This window comes from Paraburkholderia sp. RL17-337-BIB-A (genome assembly GCF_046025895.1).
GTDB classification, from domain to species: domain Bacteria; phylum Pseudomonadota; class Gammaproteobacteria; order Burkholderiales; family Burkholderiaceae; genus Paraburkholderia; species Paraburkholderia fungorum_C.
In genome coordinates this window covers 1,601,320-1,617,661 of record NZ_JARESY010000002.1, presented here as the reverse complement: position 1 = coordinate 1,617,661, position 16,342 = coordinate 1,601,320, and the positions used below count along the sequence as shown (strand labels likewise).

The 16,342-nt window shown below is 61.4% G+C and carries 12 protein-coding genes; 4 read left to right on the top strand and 8 right to left on the bottom strand.

The window, feature by feature from the left end; all coding sequences use genetic code 11:
* Positions 1-126 precede the first annotated feature (126 nt).
* Positions 127-2,121: an acyl CoA:acetate/3-ketoacid CoA transferase gene (locus P0D84_RS28140; RefSeq protein WP_408341997.1), complete on the top strand. Its 1,995-nt coding sequence runs from the start codon at positions 127-129 to the stop codon at positions 2,119-2,121.
* A gap of 63 nt (positions 2,122-2,184) precedes the next feature.
* Here P0D84_RS28140 and P0D84_RS28135 read toward each other — a convergent pair whose 3' ends face one another.
* The 3 genes from P0D84_RS28135 to gltA all read right to left on the bottom strand — a co-directional run bounded on the left by P0D84_RS28135 (position 2,185) and on the right by gltA (position 7,026).
* Entirely contained in the window at positions 2,185-2,316 is a 132-nt protein-coding gene (locus tag P0D84_RS28135; protein WP_408341995.1) for a hypothetical protein, read from the bottom strand.
* Positions 2,317-2,335: 19 nt separating this feature from the next.
* Entirely contained in the window at positions 2,336-4,615 is a 2,280-nt protein-coding gene (locus tag P0D84_RS28130) for an amylo-alpha-1,6-glucosidase (RefSeq protein WP_408341993.1), read from the bottom strand.
* A 1,112-nt stretch (positions 4,616-5,727) separates the two neighbouring features.
* A complete protein-coding gene (gene gltA, locus P0D84_RS28125) occupies positions 5,728-7,026 on the bottom strand; it encodes a citrate synthase (protein WP_408341991.1) in 1,299 nt (432 codons plus the stop codon).
* Positions 7,027-7,458: 432 nt separating this feature from the next.
* Between gltA and P0D84_RS28120 the strand changes: the two genes are divergently transcribed.
* Positions 7,459-7,860: a hypothetical protein gene (locus P0D84_RS28120; RefSeq protein ID WP_408341989.1), complete on the top strand. Its 402-nt coding sequence runs from the start codon at positions 7,459-7,461 to the stop codon at positions 7,858-7,860.
* 233 nt (positions 7,861-8,093) lie between these two features.
* Here P0D84_RS28120 and P0D84_RS28115 read toward each other — a convergent pair whose 3' ends face one another.
* From P0D84_RS28115 to P0D84_RS28105, 3 genes are all read right to left on the bottom strand, one after another.
* A complete protein-coding gene (locus tag P0D84_RS28115; RefSeq protein WP_408346065.1) occupies positions 8,094-8,879 on the bottom strand; it encodes an alpha/beta fold hydrolase in 786 nt (261 codons plus the stop codon).
* A 503-nt stretch (positions 8,880-9,382) separates the two neighbouring features.
* Positions 9,383-10,435 (bottom strand): rod shape-determining protein, encoded by a 1,053-nt coding sequence (locus tag P0D84_RS28110; protein ID WP_408341987.1) that lies wholly within the window; start codon positions 10,433-10,435, stop codon positions 9,383-9,385.
* A 192-nt stretch (positions 10,436-10,627) separates the two neighbouring features.
* Positions 10,628-11,287 (bottom strand): alpha/beta hydrolase, encoded by a 660-nt coding sequence (locus P0D84_RS28105; RefSeq protein ID WP_408341985.1) that lies wholly within the window; start codon positions 11,285-11,287, stop codon positions 10,628-10,630.
* 310 nt (positions 11,288-11,597) lie between these two features.
* Here P0D84_RS28105 and P0D84_RS28100 point away from each other — a divergent pair, with 310 nt between their 5' ends.
* Complete coding sequence (locus tag P0D84_RS28100; protein WP_408341983.1) at positions 11,598-13,175, top strand: DHA2 family efflux MFS transporter permease subunit; 1,578 nt, start codon at positions 11,598-11,600, stop codon at positions 13,173-13,175.
* An 85-nt stretch (positions 13,176-13,260) separates the two neighbouring features.
* On the opposite strand, the gene P0D84_RS28095 is transcribed toward P0D84_RS28100, so the two are convergent.
* Complete coding sequence (locus P0D84_RS28095) at positions 13,261-14,013, bottom strand: AraC family transcriptional regulator (protein ID WP_408341981.1); 753 nt, start codon at positions 14,011-14,013, stop codon at positions 13,261-13,263.
* 147 nt (positions 14,014-14,160) lie between these two features.
* Here P0D84_RS28095 and P0D84_RS28090 point away from each other — a divergent pair, with 147 nt between their 5' ends.
* Positions 14,161-15,075 (top strand): glutaminase, encoded by a 915-nt coding sequence (locus P0D84_RS28090; RefSeq protein ID WP_408341979.1) that lies wholly within the window; start codon positions 14,161-14,163, stop codon positions 15,073-15,075.
* An 84-nt stretch (positions 15,076-15,159) separates the two neighbouring features.
* On the opposite strand, the gene P0D84_RS28085 is transcribed toward P0D84_RS28090, so the two are convergent.
* Complete coding sequence (locus tag P0D84_RS28085; protein ID WP_408341977.1) at positions 15,160-16,029, bottom strand: NmrA family NAD(P)-binding protein; 870 nt, start codon at positions 16,027-16,029, stop codon at positions 15,160-15,162.
* Between the last annotated feature and the right edge of the window lie 313 nt (positions 16,030-16,342).

Sequence of the window (16,342 nt, the reverse complement as noted above, 5' to 3'; positions counted from 1 at the left end):
CCGGCTCCGCCGGCAATGAACGGCCTACACACTAGCCAAACGCATAGAAACCGTGGTCGAGTTGCAGCAGGTCCGAACAACTACATAGCGCCGGGGCCCGGCTCCACGGTGCGGTTTGGAGACATCATGAGCGCAGGCTTTCAACACCCGTTTCTCGCCACTGCAAACAGCGTCGTCGGGAAAGGCAAAATCGTCAGTGCCCAGCAGGCCGTCAGACTGATTCGTCCGGGCAACACGGTGGCAACGGGCGGCTTCGTCGGCATTGGCTTTGCAGAAGAAATCGCAGTCGCACTGGAACAGCTGTTCCTCGACTCAGCCGCGGGCGATAGCGAAGCACCTCGAAATCTGACGCTAGTCTACGCGGGCGGTCAGGGCGACGGCGCCCGCAAAGGCCTGAATCACTTTGCCCACCAAGGTCTGGTTCGACGGGTCATCGGCGGTCACTGGGGACTCGTTCCGGGGCTTCAACGCCTGGCCGTAGAAGGCCACATCGAGGCGTATAACCTCCCCCAAGGCGTCATCTCCCAGCTGTTTCGCGATATCGCGGCTCATCGGCCTGGTCATTTGTCCACGGTCGGGCTCGATACGTTCGTCGACCCGCGCAACGGTGGCGGCAAGCTCAACGCCCGCACAACAGAGGACCTGGTTAGCCTGATATCAGTCAACGGTGCTGACTGCCTCCTGTACAAGACATTTCCGATCGACGTCGCCATCGTGCGCGGTACCACTGCCGATGCAAACGGTAATGTGACGATGGAAAAGGAAGCGCTGACGCTTGAGTCCCTTGCCATTGCAATGGCCGCACGCAACTCGGGTGGCATCGTGATCGTTCAGGTCGAGCGCATTGCCGAGTCAGGCACCTTGAATCCGCGACAGGTCAAAATACCAGGGATTCTGGTCGATTGCGTTGTGGTCGCAAAACAGGAAAACCACTGGCAAACCTTCGCCGAGTCGTACAGCCCCGGTTTTTCGAGCGAGCTTCGCATTGCGACAAGTTCAATTCCAACCATGGCACTGACTGAGCGAAAAGTCATCGCGCGGCGTGCTTCGTTTGAGCTGATGGTCAATAGCGTCGTCAATCTTGGGATTGGGATGCCGGAAGGGATTGCTAGCGTCGCGAACGAAGAGAAGGTGTGCGACCTCTTCACGATGACAACCGAGCCGGGCGTCATCGGGGGTATCCCAGCCGGAGGCTTGAATTTTGGTGCGGCGACCAATACCGACGCCATCATCGACCAGCCCTACCAGTTCGACTTCTACGACGGCGGTGGCCTGGACATTGCATTTCTCGGGCTCGCGCAAGTCGACCGGGAAGGCAACCTCAACGTGAGCAAGTTCGGGCCAAAGCTTGCAGGCGCAGGTGGTTTTATCAACATCTCGCAGGCGGCGAAGAAGGTTGTGTTTGTCGGAACGTTCAACGCCGGCAAACTGGAAGTCAATATCAAGGATGGGCGCCTGCAAATTCTTCAGGATGGCGTCTGTCAAAAGTTCGTGGACGCGGTGGAACATCGAACCTTCGGCGGTCGTTACGCCAACGAGCGGCAGCAGCCCGTGCTCTACATTACGGAGCGATGCGTCTTTACCCTGACGCCTGACGGACTCGAACTCGTCGAGATTGCACCGGGGGTCGACCTCCAGCGAGACATCGTTTCCCAGATGGGTTTCGCTCCCATAATCAAATCGCCGCCGCGTCTGATGGACGCCCGCATTTTCGACAATAAGCCGATGGGTTTGCGAGCAGTGCTGTTGAGGCTGACGCTCAGTGAGCGGTTTAGCTACGACGCCGACAAAAACATGTTGTTTATCAACTTCGAAGGACACGAGGTCACGACTGTTGACGACATTGAAGCAGTCAGAGCCGAGGTTAACCGCGCCCTGTCCGGCCTCAAGGTCCGGCCCCACGCAATCGTCAACTACGACAATTTCTCGATAGCGCCCGAACTCATCGATGCCTATTCCGAAATGGTGACTGGCCTGGTCGCCCGATATTACTCGGACGTGACGCGTTACACGACAAGCAGCTTCCTTCGAATGAAACTGGGGGACGCGCTGCAGCGGCGCAGTGTCGCTACGTACATTTATGAGAGCCCCGAGGAGGCCTCGTCTCACGACGCACGTTAGCCCGACGGATGCGCTTACGACGTTGAAACCATGAGACGCGCCTGAAAGATGCGCCGCCGCTGCCTACTTCTTGTCTGCCGCCCACACCGCTATCTGCACCGGGGCGTCACCTCGCGACGGCGTAATTTCACCGGAGTTATCGAGCGCAGGCTCGACCGCAGCCTGCGCTTGCGCCTTCACTTGCGGCGCTTTCATGCCTGCTGAAAGCGCGTAGCTAGAGAAGCGCGACCACCCGCACGTCGCCCTGCTCGGCCGACGCGACCACCTTCTCGCCGATCCGCCGAAACATGATCGACACCGACGAATCGCCCACCTTCAGATCGCCGACTTCGAGCCAGTCGATGCCCTCCGGCAGCATGGGCTGCTCGATGACCACTTCGCGCCGGGTCGCATCGATCGTGATGCCCAGACACGCTTCGAGCATCATGAACGGCGAACCCGCTGCCCAGGCCTGCGGCAGACACGCGACCGGATAGGCAGTGGGCGGCTCGCCGCGCCGACGCGGGAACCCACAGAACAGTTCCGGCAGACGCATGTCGAAATTGACTGCCGCCTGGAACAGCGCCTGCAACAGCCGCACGGCCGCCGCCTTGCCGCCGTAACGCGACAGGCCGCGCGCGCAGAGCGCGTTGTCATGCGGCCAGACGGAGCCGTTGTGATACGCCATCGGGTTGAAGCGCGCCTGGCTCGCGGCCAGCGTGCGCACGCCCCAGCCGGTGTGGAACAACGTGGAGTCGAGCGCGCGCACCACCGCTTCGCCACGCTCGCGCGAAGGCAAACCGAAGGCCAGCAGGTGGCCTGCATTCGACGCCATCACGCGGCACAATTCGCCGTGGCCGTCGAGCGCGATGCCGTAGAAGCCGGACTCGTCCATCCAGTACTTTTCTTCGACGCACTGACGGATTTTCTTCGCGCGCTCGCTGTATTGCTTCGTCTGATCATGCAGGCCGCGCAGCTTGGCGAAGTGAGCCATTGTGTCGAAGGCGGCGCTCGCATACGCCTGCACTTCGACGAGCGCGATCGGGCCGTCAGGGAAACGGCCGTCGGCGTGGAAGACCGAATCGTGGCTGTCCTTCCAGCCTTGATTCGCAAGACCGCCATCGGACTCGCGCTGATAGTCCAGCAGACCGTAACGGTTCTTGTCGCAGACACCCGCAACCCACTGCGCCGCGCGTTCCAACGCGGGCCACAATTCGTCAATCAGCGCGAGGTCGCCCGTGCGTGCCGCGTAGGCGCCGGCCAGCACGATAAACAGCGGCGTGGTGTCGACGCCGCCGTAGTACAGCGCGAACGGCACTTCGCCGGTGGCGGCCATTTCGCCCTTGCGCATCTCGTGCATGATCTTGCCAGGCGCGGCGTCACGAAACGGCGAATTTTCGCGCGCCTGATGTTCGGCTAGAAAGCACAGCACGCCTGCGGCCAACTGCGGCTGCAACCACAGTGTCTGCAACGACGTGATGACCGCATCGCGCCCGAACGGCGTCGAGAACCACGGGATGCCGGCATAGGGATAAGGGCCGGTGGCGAGATCGGTAGTCAGGAGACCCAGGTCGGCAAGCGAACGATCGATCCACGCGTTGAAGAGCGGATTGCTCGAACGCACCCGGGCCGTGACACGGCGCCGTTCACGCATCACCAGGTGGGCGTCGACCAGTGCGGCGCGCACGGCGGCGCGGCCCACGCGGGGACGCTCCGCATCGATTTGCGACAGATGGGCTTCGCTCACCGCGTGAGTGGGCTGCGCGACGCCTGCAATTGGCTTGTTGGCTTGCGCGACTACTTGCACGGCGACTGACAGATAGATCGACACGCAGGCTTGCGCGGGCAGTTTGACGGTGTAGTCGGCGCGATCGGCGAAGAGCTTGTCGGGTTCCGGCGAGAAGGCGATCTGCACATTGCGCGCCACGTCGTCGAGACCGATATAGCCGAGCAGCACCTCGCGATTCTCGACGCGCGCCGGTTCGACGCGGCCCTGTTTGTTGCGTTTGAGGCCGCGCACTTCGAACATGTCGCGGAAGTCGCTGGCGAAGGAGATGGACAGCGGCACGACGGCGTCGCTCGTGCCGTAGTTGGTGAGTTCGATGGCTTCGTTGAGGACGGTACCCGAGAGCACGCGCACGCGTTCGACGTGGATCACGCCTTCCGGCGTGCTGTCGCCGCCGAGCGGCGGCAGAGGGCGATTGGTCAGATGCGCGGTGAAGGAGGTGTTGTCGCTGCTGACGCTGCCTGACAGCAACGAGGGCGCGCGTCCGCCGAAGGTGAGACGCAGGCTCGACAGGACGCGGGTGTCGTTGACGAACAGGCCGTCGTCGTGGCCGGTGATATCGCCGAGGGGATCGTTGACGATGAAGGTGTCGCCAGACTTCAGCACGTGCTGGGTAGCGCTCGCGACGTTGAGGTTTTCCGTCGGGATGAATGCGCCGTCCGGCTCGGGTTCGCGGTGGTCGATTCCGCCCGAGTGGGACAGGCCGCCGAGGGCTTCTGGCTGCTGCATCAGGGTCGCTCCTATGGGGTTCGCTTGCGCGTTGGCTTTCAGTTTCGGTTCACTTTCGGTTGCTGATGGTGATGCCTGGTCGCTTCCGATTGTAGAGGGTCTGTCCGCGTCAGACGAACTTATCATCGGAGAGTTTCGGGTTTTTTGGTGGCACGGGACGTGCAGAGGGGGTTTGTTGTTCTGTGCGGGGTTTTTGGGGGGGTGTCTGGGGTGTTGCGGTTTTCTTGATTTTGTTGCTCGCGGCGCGGGTTTGGCTGGGTGCCTGCGGCGGGGGTTTTTCTTGATTTGGTTGCCTGTGCGGCGCTTGTTGTTTGTGCTTTTATGGTGTTGGCCTTTCCTTGATTTGTTATTGGTCTATTAGCGTCGCCCCTGTGCGGGGCAGGCACCTACTTTTCTTTGCCTGCCGCAAAGAAAAGTAGGCAAAAGAAAGCGGCTCAAACCGCTAGCGCATAAGCGGGTCCCCCGCGCAGTGACAGTAGTGGTGCATCTGGAATCCGTGCCCTCGCACATTCGGCGCGAGTGACAAGGCAGTCATACTTCCCGCCTCGCACTGCGTGCTCGCCGGAAGGGTTCATCATGCAAACCAGTGGCTTCGTTGGGGCACAGTGGGGGCATCGGCTTCGCCTCGGCGAGGTGCTCACGTGGGGTAATGACAAACCCGCAAGCGAATGAACGTAGCGAGCACGGACCAAACGAAACGGGCCATCGCGGCTGCAGGGGCGGCAATCGCGCTAACAGTAGCCAGGGCCGTGACGATTTATGCGAGCCACGGTACTGAGCATAAACGCGCGTGTGAAAACGCAGCGATCGGTTTGTGAAGTGCGCTTCGGCGCGCGCAGCGCCGCTGGAAGAATGACTGCTGTGTCACTCACGCGGAATGTGCGAGGGCGCAGATTCCAGATGCACCACTGCCCCCTCCAAGCCAGGGGACCCGCTTAAAAGTTAGCGGTTTGAGCCGCTTTCTTTTGCCTACTTTTCTTTGCGGCGGGCAAAGAAAAGTAGGTGCCCGCCCCGCACAGGGGCGACGCTAATAGACCAATAACAATTCAAGCAAAGGCCAACGCCATAAAAGCACAGACAACAAGCGCCGCACAGGCAAAAACCCTAAACCTTCACCGCTTGGCAAGCGGCCGAGCCCCACGTTGAGTCTCGCCAACAAACAACTGCCGCGGCCGCCCGATCTTCTGTTCCGGATCAGCGATCATCTCATTCCACTGCGCAATCCACCCAACCGTCCGCGCCATCGAGAAGATACAGGTAAACATAGCAGTAGGAATCCCCAACGCCCGCTGCACAATCCCCGAATAAAAATCCACATTCGGATAAAGCTTCCGTGAAACGAAGTACTCATCCTCAAGCGCGATCTTCTCAAGCGCCATGGCAAGCTTGAACAACGGGTCATCATGCAGCCCCAGCTCCTCCAGCACTTCATGACACGTCTCACGCATCAGCTTCGCACGCGGATCATAATTCTTGTACACGCGGTGACCAAATCCCATCAGCTTCACGCCTGAGTTCTTGTCCTTCACCTTCGCAATAAACTCAGGAATGTTGTCGACTGAACCAATCTCTTCCAGCATATTCAATGCGGCTTCATTCGCGCCGCCATGCGCCGGACCCCACAAACACGCAATGCCCGCCGCAATGCAGGCAAACGGATTCGCACCCGACGAACCGGCTAACCGAACCGTCGAGGTCGACGCATTCTGCTCGTGATCCGCATGCAGGATCAGAATACGATCCAGCGCGCGTACCAGCACGTCATTGACCTGGTACTCTTCCGCCGGATTGGCGAACATCATCCGCATGAAATTCGCGCTGTATGACAAGTCGTTCTTCGGATAAACAAACGGCTGCCCCACGGTGTACTTGTACGCCATCGCCACCAGGGTCGGCAGCTTCGCGATCATGCGAATCGCGGATACGTCGCGATGCTGCGGATTGTTGATGTCAAGCGAGTCATGATAGAACGCCGACAACGCGCCGACGGCCGCCACCAGAATCGCCATCGGGTGCGCATCACGGCGGAAACCGCGGAAAAAGAAGTGCATCTGCTCGTGCACCATCGTGTGCTGCGTCACGGTGTGGACGAACTCTTCCTTCTGCTGCGCATTCGGCAACTCGCCCTTCAGCAACAGATAACACGTCTCGAGGAAGTCGGCGTTTTGCGCCAGATTCTCGATCGGATAACCGCGATATAGCAGCTCGCCTTTGTCACCGTCGATATACGTGATTTCAGAATTGCATGCCGCCGTGGACATGAAACCCGGGTCGTACGTGAACTTGCCGGTCTGGCCGTACAGCTTGCGAATGTCGATGACATCCGGCCCGAGCGTGCCCTGATAAATGGGCAAATCAATCGTCTGGTCGCTGTCGGAAAAGCTCAGCGTTGCGTGTGTCTTCGAATTCATCTGCACGTTCCTCTTACTTTCACATCGCACACATGCCGGCATGCTCGATCGTCGGATCGCCGCGTGGCATGCTCAGGCGCCGCTTCGCATTCTACGATCCGCAAGGGCTTTGATTGCGACGATTGGCCGCAACAATCCATCTCGACTCGCGCAACATTGGTTGTCTGAAAGATGCGTGTAATCGCCTGAACCAGACAGAAAGATGCAGAAGTGCGCGGCACTGAAACGCGTTCGGTGCGCTCAACGGCATTGCCAGCCAAATGAAAGTTGGTACGCCTACTGCAACAATGTGTTGCGGCAGTCAAGCTACACAAGCGCTAGGGCTCTGCGATACTGAACCCGTGTTTTGCTTCCCCTGCGAACACATCGCTGTCATTGCCCGCCGTCCAACGGCGGGCTTTTTTCATCAGCCAGAAGAACAGGAAGGACCAGATGAACGCCTCTCTCGAAACGCTGTTTCCGGATCACGTCCACAACGAAGACAACATCGTCACCGCGCTGAATCATCAGGACATCGTCGTGGCGTTGTCGGCGGCGCTAAAGACGCAAAAGGTGGCGGTGCTGCATATGCTTTACCCGCGTACCGATGCGCGTACCCACCGCAGTCTCGATGCCCTCGTGAACGTGCTGCACGGTCATGGCCTGCATGAAGTCGCGGATCTGATCGCGCAGGAGTCGCACTATCTCCTCTTCAAAGACCCTGTGAAGGCATGGAGAGCCTTCCACGAAATTCGCAACGACTCGCTCGCGATCGGCGTGCATCTGTATTACCACGGCCTCGTCGGCGAAGCCGCGGAACGCGCGCTCGATAAAGACGCGCATCGCAAGGCTTGAACTGCAACCGTTGAGCAAGTGCTGAGTGTTGAGTTCGGGGCGCTGAGTGCCGGGCACTGAGTGCCGAGTACTGAGTTCGGGGTGCTGAGCGCCTCGCGCGCGAATCGCCGCGAGGCAAGTAGCATCAGTTCATTGCGGGTTAATTGCAGGCGTTTCGCACACTCGTTGTCCATTCGGTGGCGCGCGCTAGCGCGCGAATCAAGCACCCAATGTCCACTCATGTCACGCGTTTATCAAACGTCCACTGAGCGAATGAACTCGTCGACGTAGCGATTGAACGCCGCCGGATGCGCGAGATTCATCCCGTGCGAGGCGCCGCGTACTGTTTCGCGGCGCGCATCCGGCAGCCATGTTTGCAGCGCCGTCGCAGTGCGGCGGAACATGTCGGGACTCTTTTCGCCATCGATCAGCAGCACCGGGCAGCGCACTTCGGCCGCTTGCCCGGGTACGTAAGCGGGCAACGGATCGCGGAATTGACGCGCGAGCGTGTGCGCGTTGTCGGTCGCCATCCTGCGAAAACCGGGCGTGCTCATTGCCCAGAAACCGGGCCGGCTCACTGAATCGACGAATAGTTGCAAGCCGGCTTCCACTTCGCCTGTTTCGATCAGTTGGGCGGCTTTCGCGCGCAAGGCGTTGACGGTCTCCGGCAAACTCGCGGGCGGTCGCCCGGCGATCTGCAAGGGACCGCCCGGATCGGCGAGCGTCAGCGTACGCACGTACTGTGGATGGCGTCGCGCGAAATGAAACGCCACGCAGCCGCCACGCGAATGGCCTACCACGTGCGCCGGCCCGGCGCCAAAACGATCGATGAATTCGGCCACCTCGTCCGCATGTTCGCTCCAGCTGAACGGCTGATCGGGCTCGGCATCCGTCACTGGCCAGTAATGCGTGAGACTCACCGCGACGCAGCGGTACTGCTTCGACAGACCCGCGAGTTGCGGTTGCCAATAACGGTAATCGCACAGCGAGCCGTGCACGAACAGCAGCAGTTCGCCAGCGCCCGCTTCCACATAGGGCATACGCAAGCCGCTATGCAGTTCGATAAAAGACGAGGATCCGGACGACGGCGAAGCGGAAACAGATTGATTCACGGGTGGTTCACGGACGGCGCGGCAACGCCTGAATACGGCGACGCTGGCTGGAAATGGATTCGAGGAAGAAAACGTGTTTGCGTCCCTGACATTGGGATGCGAGGCGTATTGTCACACAGCTGTCAGATAGGCGCCGAGGCATGTTCGGCTGTGTGAAATGGCGTGAATCGAGTGGCGTGAATCAGGTGGCGTGCGTATGGTGGCGTGAATCGGTGATGTGAATCTGGCGGTGTGCATGTAGTGACTTGAAGCGAACGCCAGGGCATCTGTGCGTCATGCCCAGAAACCCAGGCGGCTCACCTCACGGCCAGTGCATCATGCTCAGAAACCCATGCAACTCACCTCACGGCCGGCGCATCGTACCCGTGGGCCCATGCGGTCACCCTCGCCTCGGCCACCCGCCACCTGCCACGCGGACGTCCCGCGCCGAATCACTCGTAGGCGCTGTCGTCGAGCAAACCGGCGGCAACCGCCGCGCCCGCGCCACGCACCGCGCAGGTGAGCGGCTCGTCGGCGACGTGGACGTCGAGCCCGAGTTCGTTGGTCAGGCGCCGACCCAGATTGCCGAGCAGCGCACCGCCGCCGGTCAGCATGATGCCGCTGTGCGCGATATCCGTCACCAGTTCGGCAGGCGCCGTTTCAAGCGCGCGTTTCACGGCGCCGATCACCTGACGCAGCGGGCCTTCGATCGCATCGGCGATATCGTGGTTGCTCAATTGAACCGTGCGCGGCAAGCCGTCGTCGACGCTGCGCCCGGTCGCGTTCATGTGCTCGACCGGCACGTCGCGCACAGCCGAACCGATGCCCTTCTTCACGTGTTCGGCGGTTTGCTCGCCGAGCAACACGCCATACAGGTTGCGCACATAACTGACGATCGCCATATCGAAACTGTCGCCGCCCACGCGAATCGAGCCGCTATACGCGAGGCCGCCTAGCGAGATCACGCCGACTTCGGTCGTGCCGCCGCCGATGTCGACCACCATCGAGCCGACCGCCTCCGACACCGGCAGGCCCGCACCGACCGCCGACGCCAGCGATTCGCCGATCAGACTGACCTTCCACGCGCCGGCCGCCACTGCGGCTTCCTTGATCGCGCGACGCTCGACCTGGGTCGCGCCCTCCGGCACGCACACGGTGAATGCGGCGCGCCGGCTGAACAGCGGCCGCGGGCGGGCCATGTCGACGAATTGCCGGATCATCTGCTCAGCGGCGGAAAAATTGGCGATCACGCCATGGCGCAGCGGCCGCACGGCTTCGACGTTACCCGGCGCGCGGCCGAGCAGCTGGCGCGCTTCGGCGCCCACTGCCGCGACGCGTTTGTGCCCGGCGGCGGGCTCTTTCTGGAACGCCACGACGGACGGCTCGTTCAGCACGATGCCGCCGTTGTCGGTATAAATGAGGGTATTGGCCGTACCGAGGTCAACTGCGACGGAATGACGGAGCAGTCGATCGAAAAGCGGGTAATGCGGCGTCGGTCTGGCCATAGGAAGGCTCTGATATGTCGTTATCCGCCCTTGCCGGGCAGTCTGGAAAATGCGCCCCCGGTCACCCCGTGCCGCCTGGTACGCCCGGATGGGCGTTGCGCGTTCCGCGCGGCGGAGGTGATTTTCATACTAATGATCAGTTAACGGCAAGCAAAACAGAATCTTTAGGGCCACTTTTCAATTTCAGGCGGGTCAGTCGCGTGACAAGGCGCCCAGCGCATGCTCCAACGCCTGCTTGCCGAGTTCGACGCCGTCCGCGTCAATGGTGTGTCCAATCCCGGGCAAGGCGTAGGCATCAACCGTGTAGCCGGCGTTGCTGAATGCATCCGCGGCGTATTCCAGTTCCTGTACCGGGATCACTTCGTCGTCTTCACCGTGCACGAGCGTGAGTGGTGTGCCGTTCTGCGCGACGATCGCCGAGGCGAGCCGCCCAGAATACGCGACCACGGCGGCAGCGCCTTGCGCGCTGGTTGCCACGTGATGCATCGCCATGATCGAGCCTTGCGAGAAACCCACCAGTGCAAGCCGGCCGAAAGGAATCTGCCAGTACGCCAGTTCCGCTTCGAGCATGCGCCGCAAGGCCGGATAGGCAGCGGCGACACGCGCCTCGCGGTTACCTTGGTTGACATCGCGCAGGCTGAACCATTGGCGGCCGCCAAAGCCGCCGTCGAAAGCGTCGGTGCCGTCGAACGAAGTGAACGCCACGTCCGGCAGACTCTCGCTCCAGATGTCCGCGAGCGGCATCAGATCGCGCGCATTGCTGCCCACGCCGTGCATCAGCACCACCAATGCCCTGGCGGGCAGGGTCGCCGGCGCACACCGCCAGCCGTGTTCGAATTGCGCCCAGGCCATCTTCAACTCCTCTTTGTGCTCGCTGTATTGCCGGTTTTGCCGGTTCGTGTTTCCGCATGCATAGCCAGGCACTGGTCAACGTGCTACCGACTTGCGGGCGCCCGCCGCTTCGCGAAGCTGCATGCAGCCTCAGCCGGGAGCATACGCTGCCGGACTGGTTTGCGCCGTCGGACCTGCGTGGGTCGAAGACGCCAAAACCCGAATACAGGTATGCTTTTGCGATAATTCGCCAGGTTCTCCGATTCGCTGCCCGGGCAGTGAATAGAACACCTGCATAGAACATCCGTCACACCGGAATCCGGAGAACCGTTTGAGCCAGCCCTCTTCCGCGCCCGCTGCCACGCCACCCGCCCCACCGCCGCCGTTACAAGGCGGCAAACTGGTTCTCGCGACCCTTGCCGTCGCGCTCGCCACTTTCATGAACGTGCTCGACACGTCGATTGCGAACGTTGCGATTCCAACCATTTCGGGCAACCTCGGCGTCTCGGTCGATGAAGGCACGTGGGTCATCACCGTGTTCGCCGCGGCCAACGCCGTCTCGATTCCGCTGACCGGCTGGCTCACGCAACGCATCGGCCAGGTCAAGCTGTTCGTCGGCGCGATTCTCATGTTCGTGCTGGCTTCGTGGCTATGCGGCATTGCGCCCACGCTGCCGATCCTGCTGGTCGCGCGGATTTTCCAGGGCGCAGTGGCCGGCCCGCTGATTCCACTCTCGCAAGCGATTCTGCTCGGCTCGTATCCCAGGGAGAAATCCTCGACCGCGCTCGCGCTATGGGCGATGACGGCCACCGTCGGCCCGATTGCCGGCCCCGCGCTCGGCGGCTGGATCACGGATAGCTATAGTTGGTCGTGGATCTTCTACATCAACATCCCGATCGGCATTTTCGCGGCCGGCGTCACGTGGATGATCTATCGCACGCGCGAATCGGCAACCCGCAAGCCCCCCATCGACATAATCGGGCTCGGCCTGCTGATTACGTGGGTCGCGTCGCTGCAGATCATGCTCGACAAGGGCAAGGACCTGGACTGGTTCTCGTCGCCGGTGATCGTGATTCTCGGCATTACCGCGGTGATCAGTTTCGCTTTCTTCCTCGTGTGGGAATTGACCGAAGAGAATCCGATTGTCGATTTGCGGCTCTTCCAGCAGCGCAACTTTCTCGGCGGCACGATTGCGATTTCAGTGGCGTACGGCGTGTTCTTCGGCAACCTGGTGCTGCTGCCGCAATGGATGCAGGAGTATCTGAACTACCGCTCGGTGGATGCCGGTCTGGTTACCGCGCCGCTCGGCATCTTCGCGGTGCTGCTTGCGCCGGTGATGGGCCGCGTGCTGCCGCGCTCGGACGCACGCATCATTGCAACCCTCGCGTTTATCGGCTTTGCGGTCGTGTTTTATATGCGCTCGAAGTACGTGATCGAAATCGATACCTGGCACCTCGTGCTCCCCACGCTGCTGCAAGGCATTCCGATGGCGCTGTTCTTTGTGCCGCTGACTGCGATCATTTTGTCCGGTCAGCCACCGAGCAAAATTCCTGCAGCCGCGGGTCTGTCGAATTTCGCGCGGGTGTTTTGCGGCGCAGTAGGCACCTCGATCGCCGGCAACGAGTGGAACAACCGCACGGCGCTGCACCATGAACGGCTCACCGAGCAGGCCAGCGTCAACAACCCATTGTTTAACCAGCAGATCGATTCGACCCAGTCGCTGCTGCATCTGAATCCGCAATCGGCGCATGCGCTGTTCGATTTCACCGTGAACACCCAGGCCGCGATGATGGGCCTGAACGACATTTTCTTTGTGTCGTCGATCATTTTCATTCTGATCATTCCACTGATCTGGATTACGAAGCCGGCCAAGGGCGGCGGCGGCCCGGGTGCGGCGGGCGCGCACTGATTGCGGTGTTTTCAGTCCTCGCGATTCCAGGCTATGACGACGGATCGCGGCGATTCCAGTCGATGAAGACGCAAAGGGCGCGGGGTCAGCGGAAATAGCGTGCCGGCGTGTCGCCAAAGGTATCGCGGAATACCGCGATAAATGACGAGACGTCGTTGTAGCCGACCTCAAGTGCCACCTGCGTGACGCTTGCCCCGGCGCCTAGACGCTCCAGCGCAACCAGCAGCCGCAGTTGCTGCCGCCACTGGCCGAAGGTCTGCCCGGTCTCCTTGACGAAGAGGCGTGCCGCTGTGCGCGCGGTCACGCCGGCGCTCGCCGCCAGATCGTCGAGTACCGCCGGCTCCGCCGGGTTGGTGTTCAGCGCCTGGGCAATCCGCTGGATGCGTGGATCGCGCGGCCAGTGCAGCGCCAGCGGCGCCGCAGGCAAGCCGGACAGGCGGTCCAGCATGACTTGTAGAAGGCGCTCAGCGGGTTCGTCGAGCGGTTGGTCGAGCGGCAGATCGGCTGCGGCATCCAGCAAAGCTTCCGCCAACCGGTCGAGCGCCAGCGCGACGTGTTGCGCGGGGAGTGGCGCGGCGTCCGGAGCGGCATACAGCGAATCGAGCCGCACAGGCTCGGCAGCAGACAGGCAATGCTGCACGTTCGCCATCAGCCAGAGCCCATGACCCGACGGCACGACCCATCGGCAGGTTTCGGTGCGCACGGTCAGCACGCCGGCGCTCACGTGGATCAAGCGCACGCGATGATAAGCGCGCCACGGTTCGTCCAGCGCGTCGTAGCGCTCGTCGACCACGAATACCGGACGCTCGACGGCGTCCGGATCGAAGGCTTCCGTCATGTATGTCCGTTTTTCCCCGTTTCGGTGAAAAATACCGCAAGATTAGCATAGCTTTGCGAAACGCTGCTCCAAACCGGCAGCGCTTCTCCGCACGAACTATTGACGCCGGGTTGCCAGTAGAATCGCCGCTTCAACGGTCCGAGCCCAATGAACTACGCATCCATCCTCGAACAGATCCATCGCGATCTTCAGCCCTATCTGGGCAGCGGCAAGGTCGCCGATTACATTCCCGAACTGGCGAACGTCCCGGCCGACAGTTTCGGCATGGCGATCGTCACGGCCTCGGGCGACGTGTTCCGCACCGGCGCCGCTGACACGCGCTTTTCCATTCAGAGTATTTCGAAGCTGTTCGCCTGCACGATGGCGTTCCGGCTGCTTGGCGACGAACTCTGGCAACGCGTGGGACGCGAGCCGTCCGGCAACGCCTTCAATTCGCTGGTCCAACTTGAAGCCGAACACGGCAAGCCACGCAATCCGTTCATCAACGCGGGCGCGCTGGTCGTTACCGACGTGCTGTGCCGCCGGTTCGTACAGGCCGAAACGGCGCTGGTCGAATTCATGCGGCGGCTAACGGGCGAGGCCAGCGTCGACTACGATTCGCGCGTCGCGCTCTCGGAATTGCAGCACGCCCACCGCAACCGTGCGATGGCGCATTTCATGGCGAGCTTCGGCAACATGGAGATGCCGCCAGAAGTCGTCGTCGACGCATATTGCCGGCAGTGTGCGATTTCCATGAGCTGCGTCGAGCTGGCGAAGGCGGCGCTGTTTCTGACCAATCATGGTGTTGTGCCCGCCACCGGTGAGCGAATTCTCGACACGAGTTCAGCCAAGCGGCTCTCTGCGCTGATGCTGACCTGCGGCACCTATGACGCGGCGGGCGATTTCGTCTATCGCGTCGGCTTGCCGGCGAAAAGCGGCGTGGGCGGTGGGATCGTGGCGGTGCTGCCGGGCGAGATGGCCGTGTGCGTGTGGTCGCCGGGGCTCGACAGCAACGGCAATTCGCTGGCGGGGGTGCTGGCGCTGGAGTGGTTGACGACTTACACGGGGCGGTCGATTTTTTGATTCGTGCCACAACGACGGCGGCGTGGCGACCCTGTCTGATATTCCTATCCTCGCCCTGCCGCCCCGCCTCGATTGAACGCTCTCCTAATTCGCGCGCTCAACCAACTCCGCCAACACCGTCTGATAAGCGGTCGCGCCGACCACCCGCTCGTTCACACCGTCTTCGAAATCGATCCATCCCGAATTGAAACCGTCAATCATCTCGATGCGCGGCGCGGGCCACGACGTGCCTTGCGACTGGAACAGCGCCTCCCACTGATCGTGCGGCACCCCCTGAGCCTTCACCGACCGGCCAAGCACGTGGCCTAACATCGCGGCGATTTCATTTTGCGTATAACGCCGCGGCCCTTCGATCTCGATTACGCGGCGCCCCTGCCACGACTGAGCAAGTGTCTCAGCGATCACGCGGCCGATATCCGCAGTTGCGATCATTGGATAAGCACGGTCGAGCGGTTGCAGAAAACTCGGCATCACGCCCGTTTCGCGCGCGGGCGCGATATCCCACAGCGAGTTCTCCATGAACCACGCGGGCCGCACGATCGCCGTCGGAATGGGCAGATCCGCGAGCGCTTCTTCGAGAATATGCACTTGCGTGATGAGACCGAGACCCGACTTGCGCTGCCCACCAACCGATGAGAGCGCCACGAGGCGCTCCGGCCTCGCCTGCATCAGTGCCGCTTTCAGCACCGCCGCCGCTGCGTGCGCATTCGGATAGCCCGGCTGCGGCGCGAAGTTCGGCGCCACCATGACGAAGACGCCCGCCGTTCCGCTGAACGCCGCAGCGAGCGCGTCCGTATCCTCAAAGGACGCGATTGCCACTTCGGCGCCCCGCTCCGTCCACTCCGCCGCCTTGTTTTTGTCGCGTAACACGGCGCGTACCGCGTGTCCCGCGTTCAATAAGGCGCGTGCTGCCGCGCCGCCCACCTGCCCCGTCACACCGGTAATTGCATACATGCTCGTTGCTCCCTGGATGCGGCGAATGCCGCGCTGAGCAACATTCTCGGTGCTTCGCAGTGATTTCGCGAGAGCATGGATGTCATTAATTTAATGACGTTATGGCATTTAATACCACGATCCAGCGCCCTGCGATGCTATGGAGAAACATCAAAGTTTGCGGGGAAAATTGATCCGAAGGCCGCTACCACTGTTGAAGTCTCAAGCATGAGACAGGTCGAAGTTTGCCGCGGCAATCGCGATCTTTGAGACTGCACCAGGTCAAGACGCTTTTCCTTCTGTACCTTATCTCTTGCTGCGCCTGAGCGAAGTT